Source organism: Arthrobacter sp. KN11-1C (assembly GCF_052180225.1).
Taxonomy (GTDB): Bacteria; Actinomycetota; Actinomycetes; order Actinomycetales; family Micrococcaceae; genus Arthrobacter.
In genome coordinates, this window is the sequence record NZ_CP197467.1 from 3,365,336 (window position 1) to 3,385,972 (window position 20,637).

Below are 20,637 nucleotides of genomic sequence, written 5' to 3' on the forward strand. Positions count from 1 at the left end.
TTCAGGAGAAAAACACAATGCACAGCATGATTCGCAAGGGGCTGCTTGGCACCCTCTTTGCCGGCGGCTTGATAGCCCTCGGCGCAACTGCCGCGAACGCGGCAGACACCACGACAAGCGCGCAAGGCAATGCCTCGGGCACTCAAGTCGTTGCACCGGTATCCATTCCGGTGAACCTCGGGTCGACGTCGCTCTCGATACTTTCGGGCGCCGCGACCGCTACCCCTGTTCCCGCCCAGGCTACGGCCCCGGCGACCAATTCCGGCGGAGCAGCCGTCCCGTCCGGAACCCAGGTGGTGGCTCCGATATCGGTCCCTGTTAATATCGGAGCCACCTCACTGGCAGTTCTGAGCAATTCCGCCCCTGGAACAGCCTCCGGCACCCAGGCGACGACTCCCGTCAGCGCGCCGGTCACTGTGGGTGACACCTCCGTCAACGTCCTCAGCACGACGCCCGGCACCACCGGAACCACCGGCGCCACGGCACCGGGCACCGGACTGGCCACTGTGGGTGACACTTCGGTCAACGTCCTCAGCACCACTGGAGGCACCGGAAACACCGGCGCCACGGCACCTGCAACCGGACTGGCCACCGTCGGCGACACCTCCGTCAACGTCCTCAGCACGACACCGACCGGCACCACCGGAACCACCGGCGCCACGGCACCTGCAACCGGACTGGCCACCGTCGGTGACACCTCCGTCAACGTCCTCAGCACGACGCCCGGCAGCACCACTGGAGGCACCGGAAACACCGGCGCCACGGCACCTGCAACCGGACTGGCCACCGTCGGCGACACCTCCGTCAACGTCCTCAGCAACACGCCGACAGGCACCACCGGAACCACCGGAACCACAGCACCGGGCACCGGACTTGCCACCGTGGGTGACACCTCGGTCAACGTCCTCAGCACGACGCCCGGCAGCACCACTGGAGGCACCGGAAACACCGGCGCCACCGCACCTGCAACCGGACTAGCCACCGTCGGTGACACCTCGGTCAACGTCCTCAGCAACACGCCGACAGGCACCACCGGAAACACCGGCGCCACGGCACCTGCAACCGGACTGGCCACCGTGGGTGATACCTCGGTCAACGTCCTCAGCACGACGCCCGGCAGCACCACTGGAGGCACCGGAAACACCGGCGCCACGGCACCTGCAACCGGACTGGCCACCGTCGGCGACACCTCGCTGAACCTGCTCGGTTCCGTCCCGACAGGCACCGGCATCCCCTCGGGCACGGGACTCACGGCATCTTTGGACGTCCCGCTGACGACCGGCACCGTTTCGATTGGCCTGGGTCTCCCCATCGGCGTCGTCAACCCGTCGGCAGTCACACCGCCTGTGGTCAATCCGCCGACCGTCACCCCTGGTGTTGTCGACCCGCCGTTCGTGAACGCGCCGAGCGATGCCCAAGGCACCGTGGCTCCTGCCGCCTCGGTTCCCTCGGCGGGGACCGCAGTGCAAGGCAGCACCGGCTCAGCTTCCGCAGCGATCGCTGTTGGCGCTGGAACAGCCGTTCTCGCTAGCACTGGCTTCAATGGCTTGTGGTTGCTGTTCGCGGCGGCCCTGCTGCTGCTTGGACTCATCGTGATGATAGCCAGCCGGAAGATCCGGGCAACCATTCCCGCATAGTCACCGGCTCGGGCTGCTCCACCGCACTGGATGTGGCCCGTCCCCGGCTCCTCCGCAGGGCTAACGGCCCCGCGGAGGAGCTTATGCGTGGCACCACAAGGAATTCCGGACCTTTCGGTGCGTTATGCCGTCGTGTCATGAATCAGGACCGCCGCCGGGGCATAGACCGGGGGAAACAGCTCGGACGCATCGCGACGCCGGTAGTCGCGTTCGCCGTAGGCGTCCACCATCTGTCCGAAAAGCCGCTGACCCTCGGCGCGTAGCTCATCCAGGTCGATGCCTGGGAGCGAGCCGCCAACAACCACTGGGCGGCCCGCGACGTAGGTGTCGGTGACGTTGCGTGCCGAGCCGTTGAGGATCAGCGTGCGCAGTGGATCTTCAACAACCCCGTCACGGAAGTCACCCAGTGAGGCGACCATGATGTCCGCTTTCGCGCCCGGACACAGGCGTCCCAGGTCGTCGCGGCCCAGTGCCCTGGCACCACCCAGCGTGGCAGCGTCAAAGAACGCCGAGACGGTGCCGGCGTCCCGGCGGCCCTCAGCGATGCGGGCCAGGTGCGTGCCGACGTCGATGCCCTTGATCAGGTCCGGCGGGAATGAATCGGTTCCCAGGCACATGTTGACCCCGGCAGCCGCGAAGGCGTCAAAGGATTTGAGCATGCCTGAGTAGTGGAACGACGTCAGGGGGCAGTGAATGATGCTGACGTCATTCCGGGCCAGCACATCCAGCGGCCCGCCCTCTGCGCTGGACGACGGGTCCGTGCCGTCGATGACAATTCCATGCGGGATGAGGAGCCGGGCATCCAGCAGACCGGAATCCGCAAGCTGCTCCAGGACGGTGCGCCCCGTGAGCTCGACGAGGAACCCGTCTTCGTTGGCACCCTGGAGGCAATGGAGGCGGACCAGGGCGTTGCGCCCGGTGGCCAGCGCTGCGGTCCGGCGCATCAATTCGTCCGAAAGTGTCTCGATGCGGCACGGCAACAGGACGCCGGTAAGCAACGGATGTGCGAGCTCGTCGGCGTAGTCGAGGAACCGTTCGGCGTCGGCGAATCCTTTGCGTCCCTCCTCCTCGTCGAAGAGGATCACGCGCTGGCCGTCGTCGTCGGTCACGTTGATCCCAGAGCGGTACGCGGGGCCCAGGAAGCCGCGCAGGCCGAGCTCAATGCTGGACTGCGCCATTCCTTTGAGTTCTTCGAAGGTTTCCGCCCAGGAACTGTGGATCTCCGAGGCAATCGGCATGTAAGTGGTCACGCCGTGGAGGGCCAGCTGCGCCAGTGCGAACTTGCGCACGCTCTGTCGCTGCGCGTGGGTGAAGACATCGCGACGACGGTTGTGGAAGTAGTCCTCAGACCATTGCAAACCCGGAGCAGTCTCCTCCGTGGGCCAGGAGTCGAAGATCATGTGGTCAATGTCCGTCAGTGCATCGAGGTCGATGAGGCCGGGTGCGATCAGGCTCTGTCCAAAATCACGGCGTTCGTCCACGGGGCCCGCGTAGTTGGTACCGACATAGATGATCACGTCATCCCGCATCACGACCTGCCCATCTGTGTGCATCACATGCCTGGTCCCGTCATAGCCGAGGACGTACCGGGCAGAAAGCTGAGTAATCATGAACCCTCCAAATTTGGTATTCCAGGTCAAAAGCTGCAGATCAAGTTAGAAACCAGCCGAACGCATGAATGCCCTAGGTTTCAGGACTCCTAGCAACTTTTGTGACATGTCTTGCGTTGCAATGTGATCCACCTTACCATTTTTGGTATACCAAATGGGTGGGACATATCCGTCCCTCGCATATGCAGCACATGAAGGGTGCATGACGATGAAAAACCAATCCACAACCACTCCGGAGGTGGATACGCCCGTAGTCGATGTCGATCACGGACGGGCCCGCCTCTTCACCCCGACCGCACGGCAATGGGGATCGATGATCCTGCTGTCCACAGCCGTCTGCGCCGTCGCCATACTGGCCGGAACGCACAAGATTCCCTTGGGCAACGCCGCCATCGTCCTCATGCCCGTCTTGTGGGCCGTCCTGATGGGCGCTGTCATCGGCGTCCAGAAGGTGCGCCCCATGTCTGGCCAAAGCCGTGCCGTGGCCTCAGTATTGCTCAACGTCAGCATCGTGATGTTCCTGGGTGCTCTCGGCACCCAAGTGGGACCCTCCTTCGCCAAACTGACTTCCCTCGGTCCGGCCATCCTGCTCCAGGAAGTCGGCCACATCTTCGGAACCGTGATCATTGCCCTGCCGGTCGGCGTCGCGCTGGGCATGGGCCGCACGGCCATCGGTGCCACCTGGGCAATCGACCGGGAATCCTACCTGGCCTACGCACTGCAGCGTTTCGGCGTGAAATCCCCGGTCTACCGCGGCGTGTTCTCCGTATGGCTGCTGGGCAGCGTCTTCGGCGCCGTCTTCATCTCGCTCCTGGCCGGCCTGCTCGGCGGAATGGGCATCTTCGACCCGCTTGCGCTGGCATTGGGCCTGGGCCTCGGCTCGGGATCCATGATGCTTGGCGGCGTGGCGGCCTTGTCCATCCTGTATCCGGGGCAGGCACCGGAGATCATGGCGCTGGCGGCCCTGTCGAACCTGGTGACGAACCTTGTCGGCTTTTACGCCGGTGCCTTCCTTTCGTTGCCGCTCTCCCTGCGGCTCTACAAGTTCTGGTCGCGCCTCTTCCGCCGCGATGACGAGGGAAAGCGCCTTGACCGCAACGGGACCGCCGTTGCCGCGAAGCTGCGCCGGCCGCAGGACCGAACCAAAGTGGACGTTTCAGCCGTGCTCCAGGACCCCGAGGTGCGCCCGAAGCCTTCAACGTGGATCATCGCTTTCGCTGCCAGCATCGCCGCTGGCGTGGTCCTCAACGCTTTGGGCACCAAGTCCATCAGTGTCAACGACGTCATCGGCGTGGTGGTCCTCGGACTCCTTACGGCGGCGGCGTTCGTCCTCGCCAAGTACGTGCCGGCCGTGCCGTCGAGCGTATGGGTCCTTGCCCTCGCCACCTTGGCCACGGCTCCGATCCTTCCCTTCAGCGGCATGATCGTCTCCTTCACCCACAACCTTGACCCGCTCTACGTGGGCCTCGGCTCGATCGCTTTGCTCGGCATGAACGTTGGACGCGACATCAACGCGCTGAAGACACTCAACTGGCGCACGGTCATTGTGGCGACAATCACGTTCTCCGCAAGTTTCATAGCGGCCGCGGCGCTTGCGCAATTCGTCATCCATGTCTGAGCGCTGACGCCGGGCGACATACCGAGTCAGATGAACGCCGGAAGGACATGAGAACACCCGGGGCTTGCTAAGATCTAAAGGCTCAACCGGTCGCCCCGGAGAGCCTCCCATCAACTGGCCCGGAAACGGACGTGCCTCCACGCGCCCGCTACCGGTCCTTGCCCGACCCCAGGAGATCCCCGCTCTCATGACCGCATTGGCCGAACCTGACTATTTCGAAGTCCACGACGAGGATTACCGCACCGAACTGGACTCGCGCTACGAGGAAGGTTTCGGGCGCGGCCCCGAGCTCGACGACGACTACGGAACCGGCTACGACGAGCTCGATAAGCTCTTCGATGGCTTGTTCGACGACGAGGATGACTTCGACGCACCGGCCAAGGCCGAGAAGAAGGCTCCGGCCAAGAAAGATGCTCCAAAGGCCACTTCCGTAAGGGCAGCCGCGCCGAAGAAGGCGTCGTCAACGTCGTTGCCCATGGCCAGCCCGGTCATTACCCGCAGGGTGATACCTGCGGCGGCTCCCGCCGTCGTCGAGCCGGCTCCCGCTGTCGTCGAGCCGGCGCCCGCTGTCGTCGAGCCGGCCGTGGTCGAACCCGCCGTCGTCGAGACACCGACTGTCGCCGTGGTCGAACCAGCCGTCGTCGAACCGGCAAGCTCCGAAGCGCCTCCCGCGGAGGAATCCGTGACTCCCGCGGTTCCGGACAGCCCCTTCTTCGCCCCGCACATCGCCCCGGTCAACCAGCATGTGGAGTTCCTCCGCAAGCTCCGCCCTGGCTTCGAGGTCCCCTATGTGGATCCGATGCACTCAGTGGAGGATTGCCGGATTGTCACCCTGTTTTCCAACACGAGCGAGGCCTCCCCACGGGGTGTTGTCTGGGCCGGCGACGACGCCGCCTCTACACGCCTGCTGGGCCTGCAGTTCCAGCTCGGCCTGCGTCCCGAATGGATGATGCCGTGGAACACCCACCCGTGGTTCACTCCGGGCGAGGCGAACGGAAAGATGACCCCCGAGCAGATCAGCGCCGGTTTGAAGCCGCTTATCGCTTTCCTCAAACTCGTTCCGCGCGCCTCGGCGATCGTTGCGCACGGAACGGAAGCCAACCGCTTGGCGCAGATGCTTCTCAAGACGGACAACCAGCTGATCTGGCGCCGCGGCCTGAAGGTCTACAAGGCACGTTCGCTGCATGGTCGCGCCTTCGCCGGTTCCAAGGAACGCCAGACGGAATGGCTGATCGAAATGGGCCGCTCCTACGCGGACGCCATGGCCCGGGCGGGTCTCCAGGCGGGCCGGCGCTAAGGGCGCCTAGCGCCGTGGCTTCCGGGCCGGCTTCCCGGCAAACAGTTTCCGGTCCAGCGAAAGCGCTCCGGAGCCGATGAAGGCAAACGCCAACGCCAACGCGATATACAGAATCAGCAGCTCAGCGTTGATTCCGGGACTATCGCTCAGCAGCGGCTTGCCTGATTCGGTGACAAACCAGATCCCGGCGTACATGAGCGCTGCCAGGAAGCCAGCCAGCCTGGTCAGGGCGCCGAGCATCAAAAGTGCACCAAGCCCGGTTTCACCCCAAATGACCAGCCAGGACAACAACTCCGCTTTTTGGACACCCATCGCGGCGATGGTTGCCTCGAACGCAGGCTGCCCCGCCACCAGCTTCTGGACTCCATGCAGCAGCAAAAGGCCGCCGAACACGATCCTCAAAAACGCGATGCCGCGCGAAGACGATGTCTGCGAACGAAGGAGGAGTTTCACCCGGTCCAATCTTCCATGTGGACGGCGCAGCTCAAAACGGACCCTTTGCCGTCCGGCCGTTGTGCGTCACGCCAACAGGGCCGGAATATCCTTGACCCCTGCGAGGATGTGATCGTGCGGGTGTCCGGCGAGTTCCTCGCGTCCCAGCTTTCCGGTCAGGACACCGACGGCCGTCACTCCCGCGTTCCTGGCCGCCATGAGGTCGTTCGTCGTGTCTCCCGCAGCCAGGACTTCGCTGACGTCGATCACTCCCGTCAGCTCCATGGCGCGGTGGATCATATGGGGTGCCGGACGTCCTGCAGCCACATCGTCAGAGCAGACGACGGCGTCAAGCAAGCCGCCGCCGTCGGGCGTCGTATCCGTGCCCGCGAGCGACCAACCGAGCCGGGCCAGGAGCGGCTCCGCGACATCGCGGGAGAACCCCGTGGTCAGGGCAATCTTGACGCCGCGGCGGCGCAATGCGCGGAAGGCGTCCTCAACGCCGTCGAGCGCTACCGGGGGGTTCTGCTCGTAGAAATCAGCGAGAAGCTCCTTGAAGCGGAGGAAAGCTGCCTGGACAATCTCCGGCGTGGCAGTTCCACCACCCTTGGTGATGAGCGCCGCGATGGCTTCCACTTTGTCGGCTCCCATCCATTCCTGGACGGCTTCGGGGGTGGCGCTTGCCCCGGCCTCTTCCACGCAGCGGGCAAGCGCGACGTAGACGTCCCCGTGTTCGTCGATGGTGGTTCCGGCCATGTCGCAGGCGACGAGCTTGATCATGTGTTCCTTTGGTCTATTCGGCGTGGACGCGCACCAAAGCGGCACGGCGTTCCGCGGTGTTGTCGATGGTGAAGTTGGTGAGTGCCGGCAGGTACCGGTCCTCCGAGTATTCGATGGCGGTCCCGTTGGCCGAGCTGGTCACGCGGCGTTCCCGCAAAAGCGGAATGCCTTCGGCTTGTTCGAGTAGTTCCGCGTCTTCCTCGCCCGCGGCCACTGCGTCGATCGTATGGCGGGCACTGTAGAGGTCCACGCCTTGTGCCTTCAGGAAGGCGAAGATGGAGCCTGAATCGGTGTCGAAATCGAAGAGCAAGCGGCCCACCTCCAGGATGAAGCTGGTGCGCTCGATCATGGCGGGCACGCCATCGAGAGAGCGGACGCGGAGCAGCTCAACCACCTTCTTCCCCGGCTCCAGTCCAAGCGCGTCCGCCGCTTCGGCGCTTGCCTCGCGGCGCGCCACCTCCAACGTTCGCTGGCCGGGCGTCTTGCCGATGCCGATGGCCCATTCGGTGAAGGAATTGAAAGTTGAGAACGACTGTGACGGAACGGTCGAACGCACCATCGGCGGGCGGCCTCGTCCACCCGTGACGGCGCCCTCTGCCCGCAGGAACGCCAGCGCCTGGCGGATGGGACCGCGGGACGTCCCGAACTCCTTGCACAGCGCAGCTTCGCTCGGCAATTGCGAGCCCGGCGGCCAGGTGCCGTCCGTGATGCGGCGCATGAACTCCTCGCTGAGGCGGACATGGAGGGGTGCGTTCTGCTGGATACTCACCAGTTGATAATACAAGTTGAAGCCGCACCATGTCCGATATTTCGGGGCTTGAAGGTAAACGATGCATGAACCATCGAGGCTCAAAGTAAAGACTCGGTAAACTTGTATATATAAGTGGCATTCTGGCTTGATTCCGCGTTCCGAGCAGTCCAATGTCAATGGCGTGAACATCCAACCTTCCCCCTCCAGCGGCCCGCCGGCGTCGGCATCGCGTTCCGATGTTGTGATCGTGGGCGCCGGCATCGTCGGGCTCGCGCACGCCGCACACGCTGTCTCCAACGGTTTGAGCGTGACGATCCTCGAGCGCGACCATCATGCAGTCGGCGCCTCCGTCAGGAACTTCGGCCACTGCTGCATCACGGCGCAATCCGGCGAGCTCTACGAGTTGGCACAAACGTCCCGCAAGTACTGGCTCGAGTTCGCCACCTTGGCCGGTTTCTGGGCCGCCGAATCCGGTGCCGTGGTGCTCGCCCGGACGGATGCCGAAATGAACGTGCTCCGGGAGCTGTCCGCAGTCCGCGAAGAGGGCCAGGTCGAACTGCTCTCCCCGGCCGGGGTGCGGTCGCGGCTGGGTTCCGGCGCGGAAGGAACAGCGCCCGACGACGGCGGAGCGGCCACCGCTTCGTGGCCCGGCTTGGTGGGGGGAGCCTTCCTCCGGGACGACGTGCGGGTGGACCCCAGGACCACGGTCGCCAAGCTCGCCGACTGGCTCGCCCGCCAACCCGGAGTGGACATCCACTGGAACACCGCCGCCCTCGGCTTCGAAGACAATACCGGCCAGCCAAGGGTCCGCACGTCCCGTGGTGACTTCCAAGGTGAGCAAGTGTTCGTCTGCGTCGGCCACGACGTCGACTACCTGTTTCCTTCGCTGGCCGAGGAGCACGGAATCCAACGCTGCGCCCTGCAAATGTCCCGCGCCGCCCAGCCACCTGGGCTGACGATCGGCCCCGCGGTCCTCACTGCGACATCAATGCTCCGCTATCCGGCCTTCACGGACATGCCGGCCGCGGCCACTTTGCGGGCGGAAGTGGAAAAGGCCCGGCCCGAGCTCATGGACATCGGAGCCAACGTGATGTTCACGCAACGACCCGACGGGACCCTGATCCTCGGGGACTCCCACCACTACCACCGCACGGCGGCTCCGTTCATGGATGAGGCCGTCACCACCATCTTGAACACGGATATCGAGTCGGCCATCGGGTCGCCCTTGGACGTCATCGAACGCTGGCAGGGAATCTACGCCTCCAGCTCCGTGTCCCCCCTCCTGGTCCGCGAAACCCAACCCGGAGTCACCGTCGTCTCGGTGACATCCGGCGTCGGAATGACTCTGTCCTTTGGACTCGCACACCGCAACATCTCCCGGCTTTACTGACCCGCTCCTCCCTTCCCCTTCGCAAAGGACTCCCATGAAAACGAAACTCTTCACTTCCTCCGCGCTTGCCATCGCCGCGGCGCTGGCGCTCTCCGCGTGCGGAGGGACCGCCAATTCCGCCGGAACCCCGGGTGCAAACGCAAGCGCCGGCAGCAACGCGAGCTGCCCGGGTGGCGAGATCAAGTTCGGCATCGAACCCTATGAGGACCCGGCCAAACTCACCCCCGCCTACGATGTCCTGGCCGCCGCACTCTCCAAGAAGCTCAACTGCCCGGTCAAGGTCCAGGTGGTGGAGGACTACTCCGCCGAAGTCCTGGCCATGCGCAACGGCAAACTGGACCTGGGCGAATTCGGCCCGCTTGGCTTTGTGTTCGCGAGCCAGAAAGCCGGGGCCGAACCGCTGGTTTCCTTCGCCACTGCCGACAAGAAGCTGAGCAGCTACTCCGCAGGCATCTGGGTGGCCAAGGACAGCCCCATCAAGAAGATCGACGACCTCAAGGGCAAGTCCCTCGCGCTGGGCAGCGTGGGCTCCACGTCCGGAGACGTGCTCCCTCGTTTCGGCCTTCGAGGCGTGGGCATTGCCGATTCCGACCTCAAGATGGACTACACAGGCGGACACCCGGAGGCGTTGCTGGCGCTGAAGAACGGCAAGGTCGACGCCGCCGAAATCAACACCCAGACCCTCGCCACCGCAACCGCCGCGGGGACCTTCAAGCAGGACGATTTCCGTCGCATCTGGGCCTCCGACCCCATCCCCAACGACCCCATCACGGTCCGTCCCGACGCCGACCCCGCCTTCAAGAAGGCCGTCAAGGACGCTTTCCTCAACCTGGATCCCGCCGACGTGGCGAAGGTCGGCGCCTTCCTCGACGTGACCCCTCCCGGGCCGATGATCGAGGTCACCAAGGACAACTACCAGCCGCTCTTCGACCTCGCCAAGACCATGAACCTGACGGAGAAGAACCTGTAATGCATTCCCCGTTGCTCTCCGTACGGGGCCTCCACAAGTCGTTCGGTAACCGCCCGGTCCTCAAAGGCGTGGACTTCGACGTCCGCGCCGGGGAACTCCTTGCCTTCCTCGGCGCCAACGGCTCCGGCAAGTCCACCACCTTGCGTTGCGTCATGGGAATCGCCCAACCGGACGCCGGGGTCATCGCCGTCGACGGCGTCGACCTGGGAACCTTGCCGTGGCGCCAGTTGCAGGAAACCCGGCAACGGACAGCCATGATCTTCCAGAAGATCCACCTGGTGCCGCGCCGCACAGCCCTGGACAACGTCTGCGCCGGAGCCTTGGCCCGGATTCCCACGAGCCGCTCCCTCTCTCCGCTGTTCTTTCCCCGCTCAGTTCAACAGGAAGCCCTCGAATGCCTCGACCGGGTGGGCTTGGCAGACCGCGCCTTCGACCGGGTCGGCCGGCTGTCCGGCGGGCAACAGCAACGCGTCGCCGTGGCCCGGGCGCTCTGCCAGCGGGCGGACATTGTCCTCGCCGACGAACCCGTCTCCGCCTTGGATCCGCATGCCGCGGAACAGGTCATGGCCCTCCTGCACCACCTCGCTCACGTCGAAAAGCTGGCCGTCGCGGCCGTCCTCCACCAGCCTGATCTCGCGTTGCGACACGCAGACCGCTGCATCGGACTGCTCCACGGCGCCACGGCCTTTGACCTGCCGTCGTCCGAGGTCGACGCCCCGCAATTGGCCGCGCTCTACGCTCCGGACCGGATGGTGGCGGCGTGACGATTGAGACCAAACCCCTTCCGGTCCGCCCGAAGCAGCCGCTGCGGTGGACCGCGACGGCGGTGGCCGTTGCCGCCGTCGTCGTCCTCCACGCGCTGGCCATCCAGGGGACGGGCTTTGAGCCCGGACTCCTGGTGGACGGCTGGAAGGGCATGGCTGCCTTCGTGGCCGACGCCTTCCCACCGGACCTGAGCTGGGACAAGACCATTCGGCCTGGGCTCGAGGCCACTCTCGTAACCCTCTGGATCGGTCTTCTGGGAACCACGTTTTCGGTACCATTCGCCCTGCTGCTGGCCGTGCTGGCCGCCAAGAGCACCGCTCCGCACCGGCTCGTCTACCAGGGAGCACGCGCAGTTTTGTCCTTCTTCCGCGCGGTGCCGGACATTGTCTTCGCGCTGATCTTCGTCACGGCAGTCGGCCTCGGACCATTCGCCGGCGTGCTGGCCTTGATCTGCCACAACACGGGCGTGATGGGCAAGCTGTGGGCCGAGTCGATGGAAGAGAGCGACGCCGGGCCGCAGGAGGCGCTGCGCACTGCCGGGGCCAACCGGATCCAGCAGGTTGCCAATGCCACGCTGCCCATGGTGGTGCCACAGTTCGTCGGCCTGCTGCTCTACCGCTTCGACGTGAACGTGCGTGCGTCGCTCGTCCTGGGCTTGGTGGGAGCGGGCGGGATCGGGCTGCTGATCAACCAGGCCATCAAGTCGTTCCGCTTCGACGCCATGCTGACCCACATCATCATTGTGCTGGTGCTGATCATCGCGGTGGACCAGTTCTCGGCCTGGGTCCGCAGGAAGCTGGCGCCTTAAATGCAACCAGCTCGCAGTTGTTGTCGTTCTGAGCTCTCAAAACGACAACAACTGCGAGTCAGTTGGGTGGGGCCGGGCGCTTAGTTAAGTGTCGCGACAACCTCGTTGAGCTTTGCTGAGGGACGCATCACGGCCTCTGCCTTCGCGGCGTCGGGGCGGTAGTAGCCGCCGATGTCGGCAGGCGAACCCTGGACTCCGAGCAGCTCGGCAATGATGGTTTCCTCGTTGGACGTCAAAGCCTCGGCGACGGCGGAGAACGCCGCGGCGAGCTCGGCGTCGTCGGACTGCTTTGCCAGTTCCTGAGCCCAGTACTTGGCGAGGTAGTAGTGGCTGCCTCGGTTGTCGAGTTCGCCTACCCTGCGCTTCGGGGACTTGTTGTCCAGCAGGAACGTGCCCGTGGCTCGGTCAAGCGTGTCCGCGAGGACCTGGGCCCGGGCGTTGCCGGTGGTGGTGGCAAGGTGCTCGAAGCTAACCGCCAATGCGAGGAACTCACCCAGGCTGTCCCAGCGCAGGTGGTTTTCCTGCAGGAGCTGCTGGACGTGCTTCGGAGCCGATCCGCCTGCACCGGTCTCGAAGAGGCCGCCGCCATTGATCAGCGGGACCACGGAGAGCATCTTGGCGCTGGTGCCGAGTTCCAGGATCGGGAACAGGTCGGTGAGGTAGTCACGCAGCACGTTTCCGGTCACCGAGATAGTGTCTTCGCCCTTGCGGATCCGCTCGAGCGTGAACGCGGTGGCCTTCTCCGGGGACATGATTTCGATCTGCAGGCCCTCGGTGTCGTGGTCCTTCAGGTATTCCTTGACCTTGCCGATCAGCTGCGCGTCGTGGGCGCGGGTTTCGTCGAGCCAGAAGACAGCCGGCATCTTCGAAGCGCGGGCGCGGGTCACAGCGAGCTTGACCCAGTCGCGGATCGGCACATCCTTGGTCTGGCAGGCGCGCCAGATGTCGCCCGGGGAGACCTGGTGTTCGATCAGCACGGTCCCGGAGGAATCCACAACCTGCATGGTTCCGGCGTACTCAACTTCGAAGGTCTTGTTGTGGCTGCCGTATTCTTCGGCAGCCTGTGCCATCAGGCCGACGTTCGGAACCGTACCCATGGTGGTGGGATCGAAGGCGCCGTGGGCACGGCAGTCATCGATGACCACTTGGTAGACATCCGCGTAGCAGCTGTCCGGAATGACCGCGAGGGTATCTGCTTCTTTGCCGTCAGGTCCCCACATGTGGCCGGAGCTGCGGATCATTGCCGGCATCGAAGCGTCAACGATGATGTCGCTGGGAACGTGGAGGTTGGTGATGCCCTTGTCGGAATCGACCATGGCCAGGGCCGGGCCGTCTTCCAGGCCCTTCTTGATGGCCGCCTTGATGCCTTCGCGAACGTCTTCGGGGAGTTCTTCGAGGCCGTTGAGGATGGAAGCCAGGCCGTTGTTGGCGCTCAGGCCGGCAGCAGCGATCTGCTTGCCGTAGGTGTTGAAAAGCTCGGAGAAGTACGCCTTGACGACGTGGCCGAAGATAATCGGGTCGGAGACCTTCATCATGGTGGCCTTCAGGTGTGCCGAGAACAGCACGCCTTCTTCCTTGGCACGGACCACCTGGGCAGCCAGGAACTCGTCCAAGGCGGCGGCACGCAGCACGGTGCCGTCCACTACCTCGCCGGCGAGGACGGGGAAGGCCGGCTTGAGGACCTTGACGGTGCCGTCTTCGCGGACAATCTGGATCTTGACGGTGTCATCTGCGGGGATGACCACGGACTTCTCGTTGGAGCGGAAGTCGTTCGCCGTCATGTGCGCGACGTTGGTCTTGGAGTCCGCGCTCCAGGCGCCCATGGAATGCGGGTTCTGGCGCGCGTAGTTCTTCACCGACAGGGGCGCGCGGCGGTCCGAGTTGCCTTCACGCAGGACCGGGTTCACGGCCGAGCCCTTGATCTTGTCGTAACGCGAGCGGATGTCCGTCTCTTCGTCAGAGGAGGGGTTGTCCGGGTAGTCCGGAAGCGCGTAGCCCTGCCCCTGCAGCTCGGCAATGGCTGCCTTCAGCTGCGGGACGGAGGCGCTGATGTTGGGGAGCTTGATGATGTTCGCTTCGGGTTTCTTTGCCAGTTCACCCAGTTCGGCCAGTGCGTCGCTGATCCGCTGCTCTTCAGTCAGGTAGTCACCGAAGACGGCGATGATTCGGCCGGCCAGCGAAATGTCGCGGGTTTCGACCTCCACGCCAGCCGTTGAGGCGAAAGCTTCCACAATCGGCAGGAACGAGTACGTCGCCAGCATCGGCGCTTCGTCAGTGTGGGTATAGATAATCTTTGCCATTGGCGGGGCATCTCCCTGAAAGTCTGCAGATTTCAACATCTCTAACTTACCTGAGGGGGCCGGATTGGCGCGTACCGGGACGGCTTCTTGGGACCTTTGCCACGTCATACCTCGCCGAACCTTATGTACCTCAGCGACAAATCGGAGTAGGTTCATTGGGTCAAACTGTGGCCGACGTCACGTGGCCGCCAAACGATTGGCAGGACAATCATGACAAAGAAATCACTCCGCATCACTGGTCTCCTGAGCCTCCTTACCTCCGCCGTTTTGACCCTCTGTGCCGCTGGAGGGGCGGCAGCCGCAACGCCTTTCACTGCGGTTTCGAGCTTCGCAGCGCCTGGGACGCAGCAGCTCGTCAGTCTGGCGACAACAAACACCGACCCCACCGGGTACTGGACTCCCGAACGGATGCAAGCAGCAATCCCTGGCGATGTCCTCGCAGGCAAGGCCCTCGCAAAAGCGGGCGCGTCGAGCACCGCCGCTGCCGCCGTCGAAACCGGGCCGCCCGTGAAAATCGCGAGCGCCAAGGGCAGCAACGGGAGCCTGCATCAAAACGAAGACCCCATTGACCACGTCGGTAAGGTCTTCTTCACCATGGGCGCCTTCGCATATGTCTGCTCCGGCAACGCCGTCGTGTCGGATAACGACAGCACCGTGGCGACCGCTGGCCACTGTGTCAACGAGGGTCCGGGAGCATTCGTGAAGAACTTCGTCTTCGTTCCGGCCTATCTCAACGGCAAGGCTCCATTCGGCATCTGGCCGGCCAAGGCCCTCTACACCACGCCCCAGTGGCGCACCACGGGCGATATCCGCTATGACACAGGCTTCGCGGTCACTGCCACGGTCAACGGCAAACACCTGGCCGACGTCGTCGGGGCGTCGGGCGTGGAGTTCAACCAGGACCGGGGACTCAGCTATGAAGCCTTCGGCTACCCTGCTGCCCCGCCGTTCGACGGCCAATCGCTGAAGAGCTGTTCGGGTGACGCCACCAAGGATCCCGTCAACCCCCAGTTCAAGGCGCAGGGCATTCCCTGCGATATGACCGGTGGATCATCGGGCGGACCTTGGATGGTCGACTCCGAGCGGGATTCCTACCAAAACTCCATTACGAGCTACGGTTACCCTGGCGGACCGGCCGTGATCTACGGTCCTTATTGGGGCTCCGTTATCCGGGATGCCTACGAGCTGGCGTCCGGTTCCTAGGCCTTCCGGCCACCTGGAAATAGGGCAGAATTCGCTTCTTGTCAAAACGAAAGTCAAATCTCACAATCCCTTTACATCCTTGTCACGACTTGGGTAGTTTCGGTTCCGTCAGTCCACGCGGCCACCACAAAACCGGCCGCCTCTCCCCCGATATCTAGGACAACTGTGACGAGAGCCAAAACCCTGGCCACAAGCCTGCTCAGCCTGACTGCCGCCGCCCTGCTTTCGCTGGGCGCCGGCAGCGGAGCTTCTGCGGCTCCGTCCACAAGCCGCGGCGCCGATGCGTCGACCGTCAGCAGCAACCCGGCGTCGGACGGCAACACCGCTGACTACTGGACTCCTGAGCGGATGAAGAACGCCGTCTCAGGCGACGTCCTGGCGACCAAGGCGCTCACGCGGGCACAAGCCGCACTCGGACTTGCCGACCTCCCGGTTTCTCCCGATCAGGTTTTTCCGGGCCTGGGGAGCGCCCTGACCACCATCGAAGGTCAGCAAGCCGCCAGCCCGGCAGCACCGTCCCCGGCCGTGGATCGCAAAGCCAATGGCGGTGAGGCTCCCGTCTCGCACATCGGGAAGGTGTTCTTCACTCTCGGCGGCGTGAACTATGTCTGCTCCGGAAACTCCGTCACCTCGGCCAACCAGAGCACAGTGTCCACTGCGGGCCACTGCGTGAACCAAGGCCCCGGGGAGTACGCGAGCAACTTCACGTTCGTACCTGCCTACCAGAACGGCGAGGCGCCCTACGGCAAATGGACGGCCAAGGCGCTGTACACCACGAGCCAGTGGTCCTCGAGTGGAGCCATGCAATACGACACCGGTTTCGCCGTCATGAACCCCCTCAATGGCCAAAAGCTCTCCGACGTGGTGGGTGCCTCAGGAGTCCAGTTCAACGCCGCCCGCGGACTTCCATACAAGTCGTTCGGCTACCCTGCTGCGGCCCCCTTCTCCGGAGAGTCACTCATGAGCTGCTCCGGCACGGCCGCCAACGATCCCTACAACCCCCAGTACAACACTCAGGGCATCCCCTGCAACATGACAGGCGGTTCCTCCGGCGGCCCGTGGTTCACTGGAACCAGCTCCGACGGGTACCAGAACTCGGTGAACAGCTACGGCTACGGCGGCAACTCCGCCAATATGTACGGCCCGTACTGGGGCTCGGTCATCCAAGGCACGTACCAGACCGCGTCCACGGCCCCGTAACCTCCCCTCCCCGCCCCCGGACATGCCCGGGCGCCAACCCAACCCGAACCTCAGCGCAGGGGACATGCTCCCCGTTCGCTTCCAGGACTGGACATATTGCGAATATGCCCAGTCCTGACCACAAAAAATGGACATGTCCCCCTGGGAAGGGGGGACATGTCCATTTTTTGGTGGAGCGAGTGGACCTAGTGGAAGAAGTGCCTTGCCCCGGTGAAGTACATCGTGATGCCGGCGGCGTTGGCTGCGGCAATGACTTCCTCGTCGCGCACTGAACCACCGGGCTGGACGACCGCGCGGACACCGGCGTCGATCAGGATCTGCAGGCCATCGGCGAAAGGGAAGAACGCGTCGGAAGCGGCCACGGCACCGCGGGCGCGCTCGGGTGCGCCAGTGGCGCCTGATTCTGTCGTCCCGACGTTAGAGGCACCGCCGGCACCGTCGACGTCGGACTCCACCTGAACGCCCAAGGTGTTGGCGCGCTCAACAGCCAGTTTGCACGAGTCGAGGCGGTTGACCTGGCCCATCCCGATGCCCACTGCGGCTCCGTTGTTGGCGAGGAGGATCGCGTTGGACTTGGCGGCGCGGCAAGCGGTCCAAGCGAACGCGAGGTCGGCCAGCGTGGCGTCGTCGGCGGCAACGCCGGCGGCCAGGGTCCAGTTGGCGGGGTTGTCGCCGTCGGCATCCACCTTGTCGGCTTGCTGGACGAGGACGCCGCCCGAGACCTGGCGGATCTCCGTCGGGTAGCGGCCGTAACCGTCCGGCAGGGCCAGCAGGCGGATGTTCTTCTTCTTGGACAGGATTTCAACGGCTTCCGGCTCGAAGCCCGGGGCGATGACAACCTCCGTGAAGATCCCGGCGACGGTCTGCGCCATGCCCGCCGTGACAATGCTGTTGGCCGCGATGACGCCGCCGAAAGCGGAGACCGGATCGCAAGCGTGGGCCTTGGCGTGGGCGTCGGCGATGGGGTCGGCGGCGTCGGCCGAACCAACGGCCACACCGCACGGGTTGGCGTGCTTGATGATGGCGACGGCGGGCTCGGAGAAGTCGAATGCGGCACGGAGGGCCGCGTCGGCGTCGACGAAGTTGTTGTAGCTCATGGCCTTGCCGTGCAGCTGGTCGGCCTGGGCGATACCGGCGGGCGCGGCCTTGTCGACGTAGAGGGCAGCCTGCTGGTGCGGGTTTTCGCCGTAGCGCAGCACCTCGGAGCGTTCCATGGCGAGGCCGGCGTAGGCGGGCCAATCGATGATGCCGTCTCCGTCTTCGTCGAGGAACTGGCTGGCAGTCCAGGTGGCGACGGCGGTGTCGTACGTTGCGGTGTGGGCGAAGGCCTTCGCGGCCAGGCGGCGGCGCGTCTTCAGGTCGAAGCCACCGGCAGCGGCGGCTTCCACCACGGCGCCGTAGAAGTTCGGGTCCACAACGATCGCGACGGCGGCATGGTTCTTGGCGGCCGAACGCACCATGGCGGGGCCTCCGATGTCGATCTGCTCGACGACGTCGTCCTGTGCGGCGCCGGAGCGGACGGTCTCCACGAACGGGTAGAGGTTGACCACGACGAGGTCGAAGGGCTCGATCTCCATCTTGGCCAGCGTTTCCATGTGCGCTGGAACGCGACGGTCGGCCAGGATGCCGCCATGCACGCGCGGGTGCAGGGTCTTGACCCGGCCATCGAGCATCTCCGGGGAACCGGTGACTTCTTCGACTTCCTTGACCGGAATACCGGCTGCGGCGATCTTCTTCGCGGTGGAACCGGTGGAGACGATGGCGACTCCTGCTGCATGCAGGCCCTTCGCGAGTTCCTCCAGCCCCGTCTTGTCGTAAACCGAGATCAGTGCACGGCGGATGGGAACACGGTCAAGCTGCGTCAAGCTCACAAAAGTCTCCGTCTTATATCGCGGGATTCCGCGGTTGCTGGGGATACGGACGAGTTTATCGTGTTGTGGCTCCTCTTCGTCTTTCGAGACGTGGCGGCGCCCGCAACATATGGTTGGGCCATGGAATCCGCGGAAGTGTTTTTGGTGGCCGACGTCGGCAAGAGCCGATGCAGGATCGAGCTGAGGCAGGGCGACGCGGTGTTGGGCTCGGCGGACCAGCACGGCTTCCCTGGCCTGGGCATGGACAACGGCGCCCGGCTCGCCTTCCAACTGCTCGCGGACACCGCAGCCACGCTGCCGCGAGGGCTTCCGGCAGCATTCCCGGAAGGTTCGTTGCGCGGAATCGGTGCCGCCGTCGCCGGGGTTGAGGCCTCGGCGGCGAACTCCCACGAACTCGCCGTCCTCCTTTCCGAGCGCTTCAAGGTCCCGGCCGCGGTTCTCTCGGATGCCACGGCGGCCCAACTCGGCGCCTTGGACGGCGCACCGGGAACCGTGCTGATTGTGGGCACCGGCGCGGTTGCCTTCCGCTTCGACGACGCCGGAACCCTCCACCGAGCCGACGGCTGGGGACCCCTGTTGGGTGATCGCGGAAGCGGCCGTTGGATTGGCCAGCTGGGTCTCCAGGCCGCACTGCAAGCGCACGACGGCGGAGCGGCCACGTCGCTGCTCGGCGCGGCTGCCGCCCTGATCGGCCCGCCCGCGCAGCTTCCGGCATGGCTCGCCGAATCCGGTAACCCGGCCCGGACGATGGCGCGTTTCGCCCCCAAGGTGCTGGACGAAGCGGAGGCGGGAGACGCCGTCGCGCGCGGCATCGTGGACGAAGCCTGCCGGCTCCTCACGAACACCGTGACCCATGCTTCGGGCGACACCAAGCAGGTGGCACTCGTTGGTGGCGTCGTGAAATCGGAGTTCTTCAGGCGGCTCTTGTACAACGCCCTCGCTTCGGCTGGGATTGAGGTGGTTGCGGCACTCGGCGATGGCATGGACGGGGCCGCCCTCGCAGCAAACCGCCGCGGGCTCCTCCAGGAAAGGTACATTCACCGTGACGGAACAGCCTGACGCAACAGCTTCTCCCGGTTCCCCAGACCCGCTCGAGGAACTCCGTTCCGAGCTCGGAGGCCTGCAAACCGAAGCGGCGTCGCCCGCGCTCAGTGAGTTGGACACCATGGGCACGGCCGAACTCGTTGCCGCGATGAATGAGCAGAACCGCGGCGTCCCGGCCGCCGTCGAGCAAGCCAGCAGGCAGATCGCCGCAGTGGTCGACGCCGTTGCGGAGCGCCTTGCCCGCGGAGGCCGGCTGCTCTACGTCGGCGCCGGAACGGCCGGGCGGCTCGGGGTATTGGACGCGAGCGAATGCCCGCCCACCTTCGGCACTCCCCCGGGTCTCGTCGTCGGGATCATCGCGGGCGGCACCCAGGCCATCCAGAAGCCGGTGGAGTACGCCGAGGACAATGCCACGGCCGGGGCCCGGGACCTGCACGACATCAGCGTGACCGAGGCGGACGCCGTCGTCGGAATCTCGGCGTCGGGACGCACGCCGTACGTGATCGGCGCCCTCGAGGAGGCCCGAAGCCGCGGGGCCTTCACGGCATCGCTCGCCTGCAACCACGACTCACCGATCAGCAAGCTGGCGGACGTGGCGATCGACGTCGTCGTCGGTCCCGAGTTCGTTGCCGGTTCCACGCGGCTTAAGGCGGGAACCGCCCAAAAACTCGTCCTCAACATGATCAGCACGCTCGCCATGGTCAAGCTCGGGAAGACCTACGGAAACCTCATGGTCGATCTTCGGGCCACCAACAACAAGCTCCTCGCCAGGTCCCAGCGGACCATCCAACACGCCACCGGCGTGGACGCAGAGACGGCGATTCGTGCGCTCGATTCCGTCGGCGGATCGGTCAAGGCGGCCATCCTGGTGGTACTCACGGGGATCGATCCGGCGCAGGCGAAGAGTGCTTTGGATGACGCCGGCGGCTTCCTGCGGAAGGCGATCCAGAAGCACGGATAG

Annotated in this window: 17 protein-coding genes; 11 read left to right on the forward strand and 6 right to left on the reverse strand. The window is 64.8% G+C overall.

The features are described 5' to 3' along the window. Nucleotides 1-17: 17 nt before the first annotated feature. On the forward strand, nt 18-1,637 hold the full coding sequence (locus tag ACSBOX_RS15730) for a hypothetical protein (RefSeq protein WP_442543275.1): 1,620 nt from the start codon (nt 18-20) through the stop codon (nt 1,635-1,637). Between the two features lie 122 nt (nt 1,638-1,759). Here ACSBOX_RS15730 and ACSBOX_RS15735 read toward each other — a convergent pair whose 3' ends face one another. After that, nucleotides 1,760-3,247 (reverse strand): chlorohydrolase family protein, encoded by a 1,488-nt coding sequence (locus ACSBOX_RS15735; protein ID WP_442543276.1) that lies wholly within the window; start codon nt 3,245-3,247, stop codon nt 1,760-1,762. A 202-nt stretch (nt 3,248-3,449) separates the two neighbouring features. On the opposite strand from ACSBOX_RS15735, the gene ACSBOX_RS15740 reads away from it, so the two are divergent. Together ACSBOX_RS15740 and ACSBOX_RS15745 are read left to right on the forward strand one after the other, a co-directional pair. Further along, nucleotides 3,450-4,865, forward strand: coding sequence for a DUF3100 domain-containing protein (locus ACSBOX_RS15740; RefSeq protein WP_442543277.1), 1,416 nt, complete (start codon nt 3,450-3,452; stop codon nt 4,863-4,865). A 682-nt stretch (nt 4,866-5,547) separates the two neighbouring features. Beyond that, nucleotides 5,548-6,162, forward strand: a complete 615-nt coding sequence (locus ACSBOX_RS15745) for a uracil-DNA glycosylase (protein WP_442546047.1) — start codon at nt 5,548-5,550, stop codon at nt 6,160-6,162. A gap of 6 nt (nt 6,163-6,168) precedes the next feature. Here ACSBOX_RS15745 and ACSBOX_RS15750 read toward each other — a convergent pair whose 3' ends face one another. The 3 genes from ACSBOX_RS15750 to ACSBOX_RS15760 all read right to left on the reverse strand — a co-directional run bounded on the left by ACSBOX_RS15750 (nt 6,169) and on the right by ACSBOX_RS15760 (nt 8,143). After that, nucleotides 6,169-6,615 (reverse strand): DoxX family protein, encoded by a 447-nt coding sequence (locus ACSBOX_RS15750; RefSeq protein ID WP_442543278.1) that lies wholly within the window; start codon nt 6,613-6,615, stop codon nt 6,169-6,171. A gap of 66 nt (nt 6,616-6,681) precedes the next feature. Next, on the reverse strand, nt 6,682-7,374 hold the full coding sequence (locus ACSBOX_RS15755; RefSeq protein WP_442543279.1) for a phosphonatase-like hydrolase: 693 nt from the start codon (nt 7,372-7,374) through the stop codon (nt 6,682-6,684). A 13-nt stretch (nt 7,375-7,387) separates the two neighbouring features. Then, nucleotides 7,388-8,143 (reverse strand): GntR family transcriptional regulator, encoded by a 756-nt coding sequence (locus ACSBOX_RS15760; protein WP_442543280.1) that lies wholly within the window; start codon nt 8,141-8,143, stop codon nt 7,388-7,390. A gap of 163 nt (nt 8,144-8,306) precedes the next feature. Between ACSBOX_RS15760 and ACSBOX_RS15765 the strand changes: the two genes are divergently transcribed. Genes ACSBOX_RS15765 through phnE form a run of 4 tightly spaced genes read left to right on the forward strand, consistent with a single transcriptional unit; the run spans nt 8,307 to nt 12,058 of the window. Next, the gene (locus ACSBOX_RS15765) at nt 8,307-9,515 is read left to right on the forward strand and encodes a TIGR03364 family FAD-dependent oxidoreductase (RefSeq protein ID WP_442543281.1); all 1,209 of its coding nucleotides are present in this window, start codon (nt 8,307-8,309) and stop codon (nt 9,513-9,515) included. Nucleotides 9,516-9,549: 34 nt separating this feature from the next. Further along, on the forward strand, nt 9,550-10,485 hold the full coding sequence (locus ACSBOX_RS15770; protein WP_442543282.1) for a phosphate/phosphite/phosphonate ABC transporter substrate-binding protein: 936 nt from the start codon (nt 9,550-9,552) through the stop codon (nt 10,483-10,485). Beyond that, nucleotides 10,485-11,249 carry a phosphonate ABC transporter ATP-binding protein gene (locus ACSBOX_RS15775; RefSeq protein ID WP_442543283.1) on the forward strand — a complete coding sequence of 255 codons (765 nt, stop codon included), beginning with the start codon at nt 10,485-10,487 and terminating at the stop codon, nt 11,247-11,249. Before ACSBOX_RS15770 ends, ACSBOX_RS15775 begins: the two co-directional genes overlap by 1 nt. After that, nucleotides 11,246-12,058, forward strand: a complete 813-nt coding sequence (phnE, locus tag ACSBOX_RS15780; RefSeq protein ID WP_442543284.1) for a phosphonate ABC transporter, permease protein PhnE — start codon at nt 11,246-11,248, stop codon at nt 12,056-12,058. Before ACSBOX_RS15775 ends, phnE begins: the two co-directional genes overlap by 4 nt. 80 nt (nt 12,059-12,138) lie before the next feature. Here phnE and ACSBOX_RS15785 read toward each other — a convergent pair whose 3' ends face one another. Further along, nucleotides 12,139-14,358 (reverse strand): NADP-dependent isocitrate dehydrogenase, encoded by a 2,220-nt coding sequence (locus ACSBOX_RS15785; RefSeq protein ID WP_442543285.1) that lies wholly within the window; start codon nt 14,356-14,358, stop codon nt 12,139-12,141. A 210-nt stretch (nt 14,359-14,568) separates the two neighbouring features. On the opposite strand from ACSBOX_RS15785, the gene ACSBOX_RS15790 reads away from it, so the two are divergent. Then, nucleotides 14,569-15,561, forward strand: a complete 993-nt coding sequence (locus ACSBOX_RS15790; RefSeq protein WP_442543286.1) for a trypsin-like serine peptidase — start codon at nt 14,569-14,571, stop codon at nt 15,559-15,561. A 165-nt stretch (nt 15,562-15,726) separates the two neighbouring features. Further along, nucleotides 15,727-16,761, forward strand: coding sequence for a trypsin-like serine peptidase (locus ACSBOX_RS15795; protein ID WP_442543287.1), 1,035 nt, complete (start codon nt 15,727-15,729; stop codon nt 16,759-16,761). A 185-nt stretch (nt 16,762-16,946) separates the two neighbouring features. Here ACSBOX_RS15795 and purH read toward each other — a convergent pair whose 3' ends face one another. Next, complete coding sequence (gene purH / locus ACSBOX_RS15800) at nt 16,947-18,632, reverse strand: bifunctional phosphoribosylaminoimidazolecarboxamide formyltransferase/IMP cyclohydrolase (protein ID WP_442543288.1); 1,686 nt, start codon at nt 18,630-18,632, stop codon at nt 16,947-16,949. A gap of 120 nt (nt 18,633-18,752) precedes the next feature. Here purH and ACSBOX_RS15805 point away from each other — a divergent pair, with 120 nt between their 5' ends. Together ACSBOX_RS15805 and murQ are read left to right on the forward strand one after the other, a co-directional pair. Then, nucleotides 18,753-19,691, forward strand: coding sequence for an N-acetylglucosamine kinase (locus ACSBOX_RS15805; protein WP_442543289.1), 939 nt, complete (start codon nt 18,753-18,755; stop codon nt 19,689-19,691). After that, a complete protein-coding gene (gene murQ, locus ACSBOX_RS15810; RefSeq protein ID WP_442543290.1) occupies nt 19,675-20,637 on the forward strand; it encodes an N-acetylmuramic acid 6-phosphate etherase in 963 nt (320 codons plus the stop codon). The genes ACSBOX_RS15805 and murQ overlap by 17 nt, the downstream gene beginning before the upstream one ends.

Bases quoted from the DNA above. Each gene is read 5' to 3' on its own strand.
- ACSBOX_RS15730 (WP_442543275.1), top strand. From the start codon at position 18: ATGCACAGCATGATTCGCAAGGGGCTGCTTGGCACCCTCTTTGCCGGC.
- ACSBOX_RS15735 (WP_442543276.1), bottom strand. From the start codon at position 3,247: ATGATTACTCAGCTTTCTGCCCGGTACGTCCTCGGCTATGACGGGACC.
- ACSBOX_RS15740 (WP_442543277.1), top strand. From the start codon at position 3,450: ATGACGATGAAAAACCAATCCACAACCACTCCGGAGGTGGATACGCCC.
- ACSBOX_RS15755 (WP_442543279.1), bottom strand. From the start codon at position 7,374: ATGATCAAGCTCGTCGCCTGCGACATGGCCGGAACCACCATCGACGAA.
- ACSBOX_RS15770 (WP_442543282.1), top strand. From the start codon at position 9,550: ATGAAAACGAAACTCTTCACTTCCTCCGCGCTTGCCATCGCCGCGGCG.
- ACSBOX_RS15775 (WP_442543283.1), top strand. From the start codon at position 10,485: ATGCATTCCCCGTTGCTCTCCGTACGGGGCCTCCACAAGTCGTTCGGT.
- ACSBOX_RS15785 (WP_442543285.1), bottom strand. From the start codon at position 14,358: ATGGCAAAGATTATCTATACCCACACTGACGAAGCGCCGATGCTGGCG.
- ACSBOX_RS15790 (WP_442543286.1), top strand. From the start codon at position 14,569: ATGACAAAGAAATCACTCCGCATCACTGGTCTCCTGAGCCTCCTTACC.
- ACSBOX_RS15805 (WP_442543289.1), top strand. From the start codon at position 18,753: ATGGAATCCGCGGAAGTGTTTTTGGTGGCCGACGTCGGCAAGAGCCGA.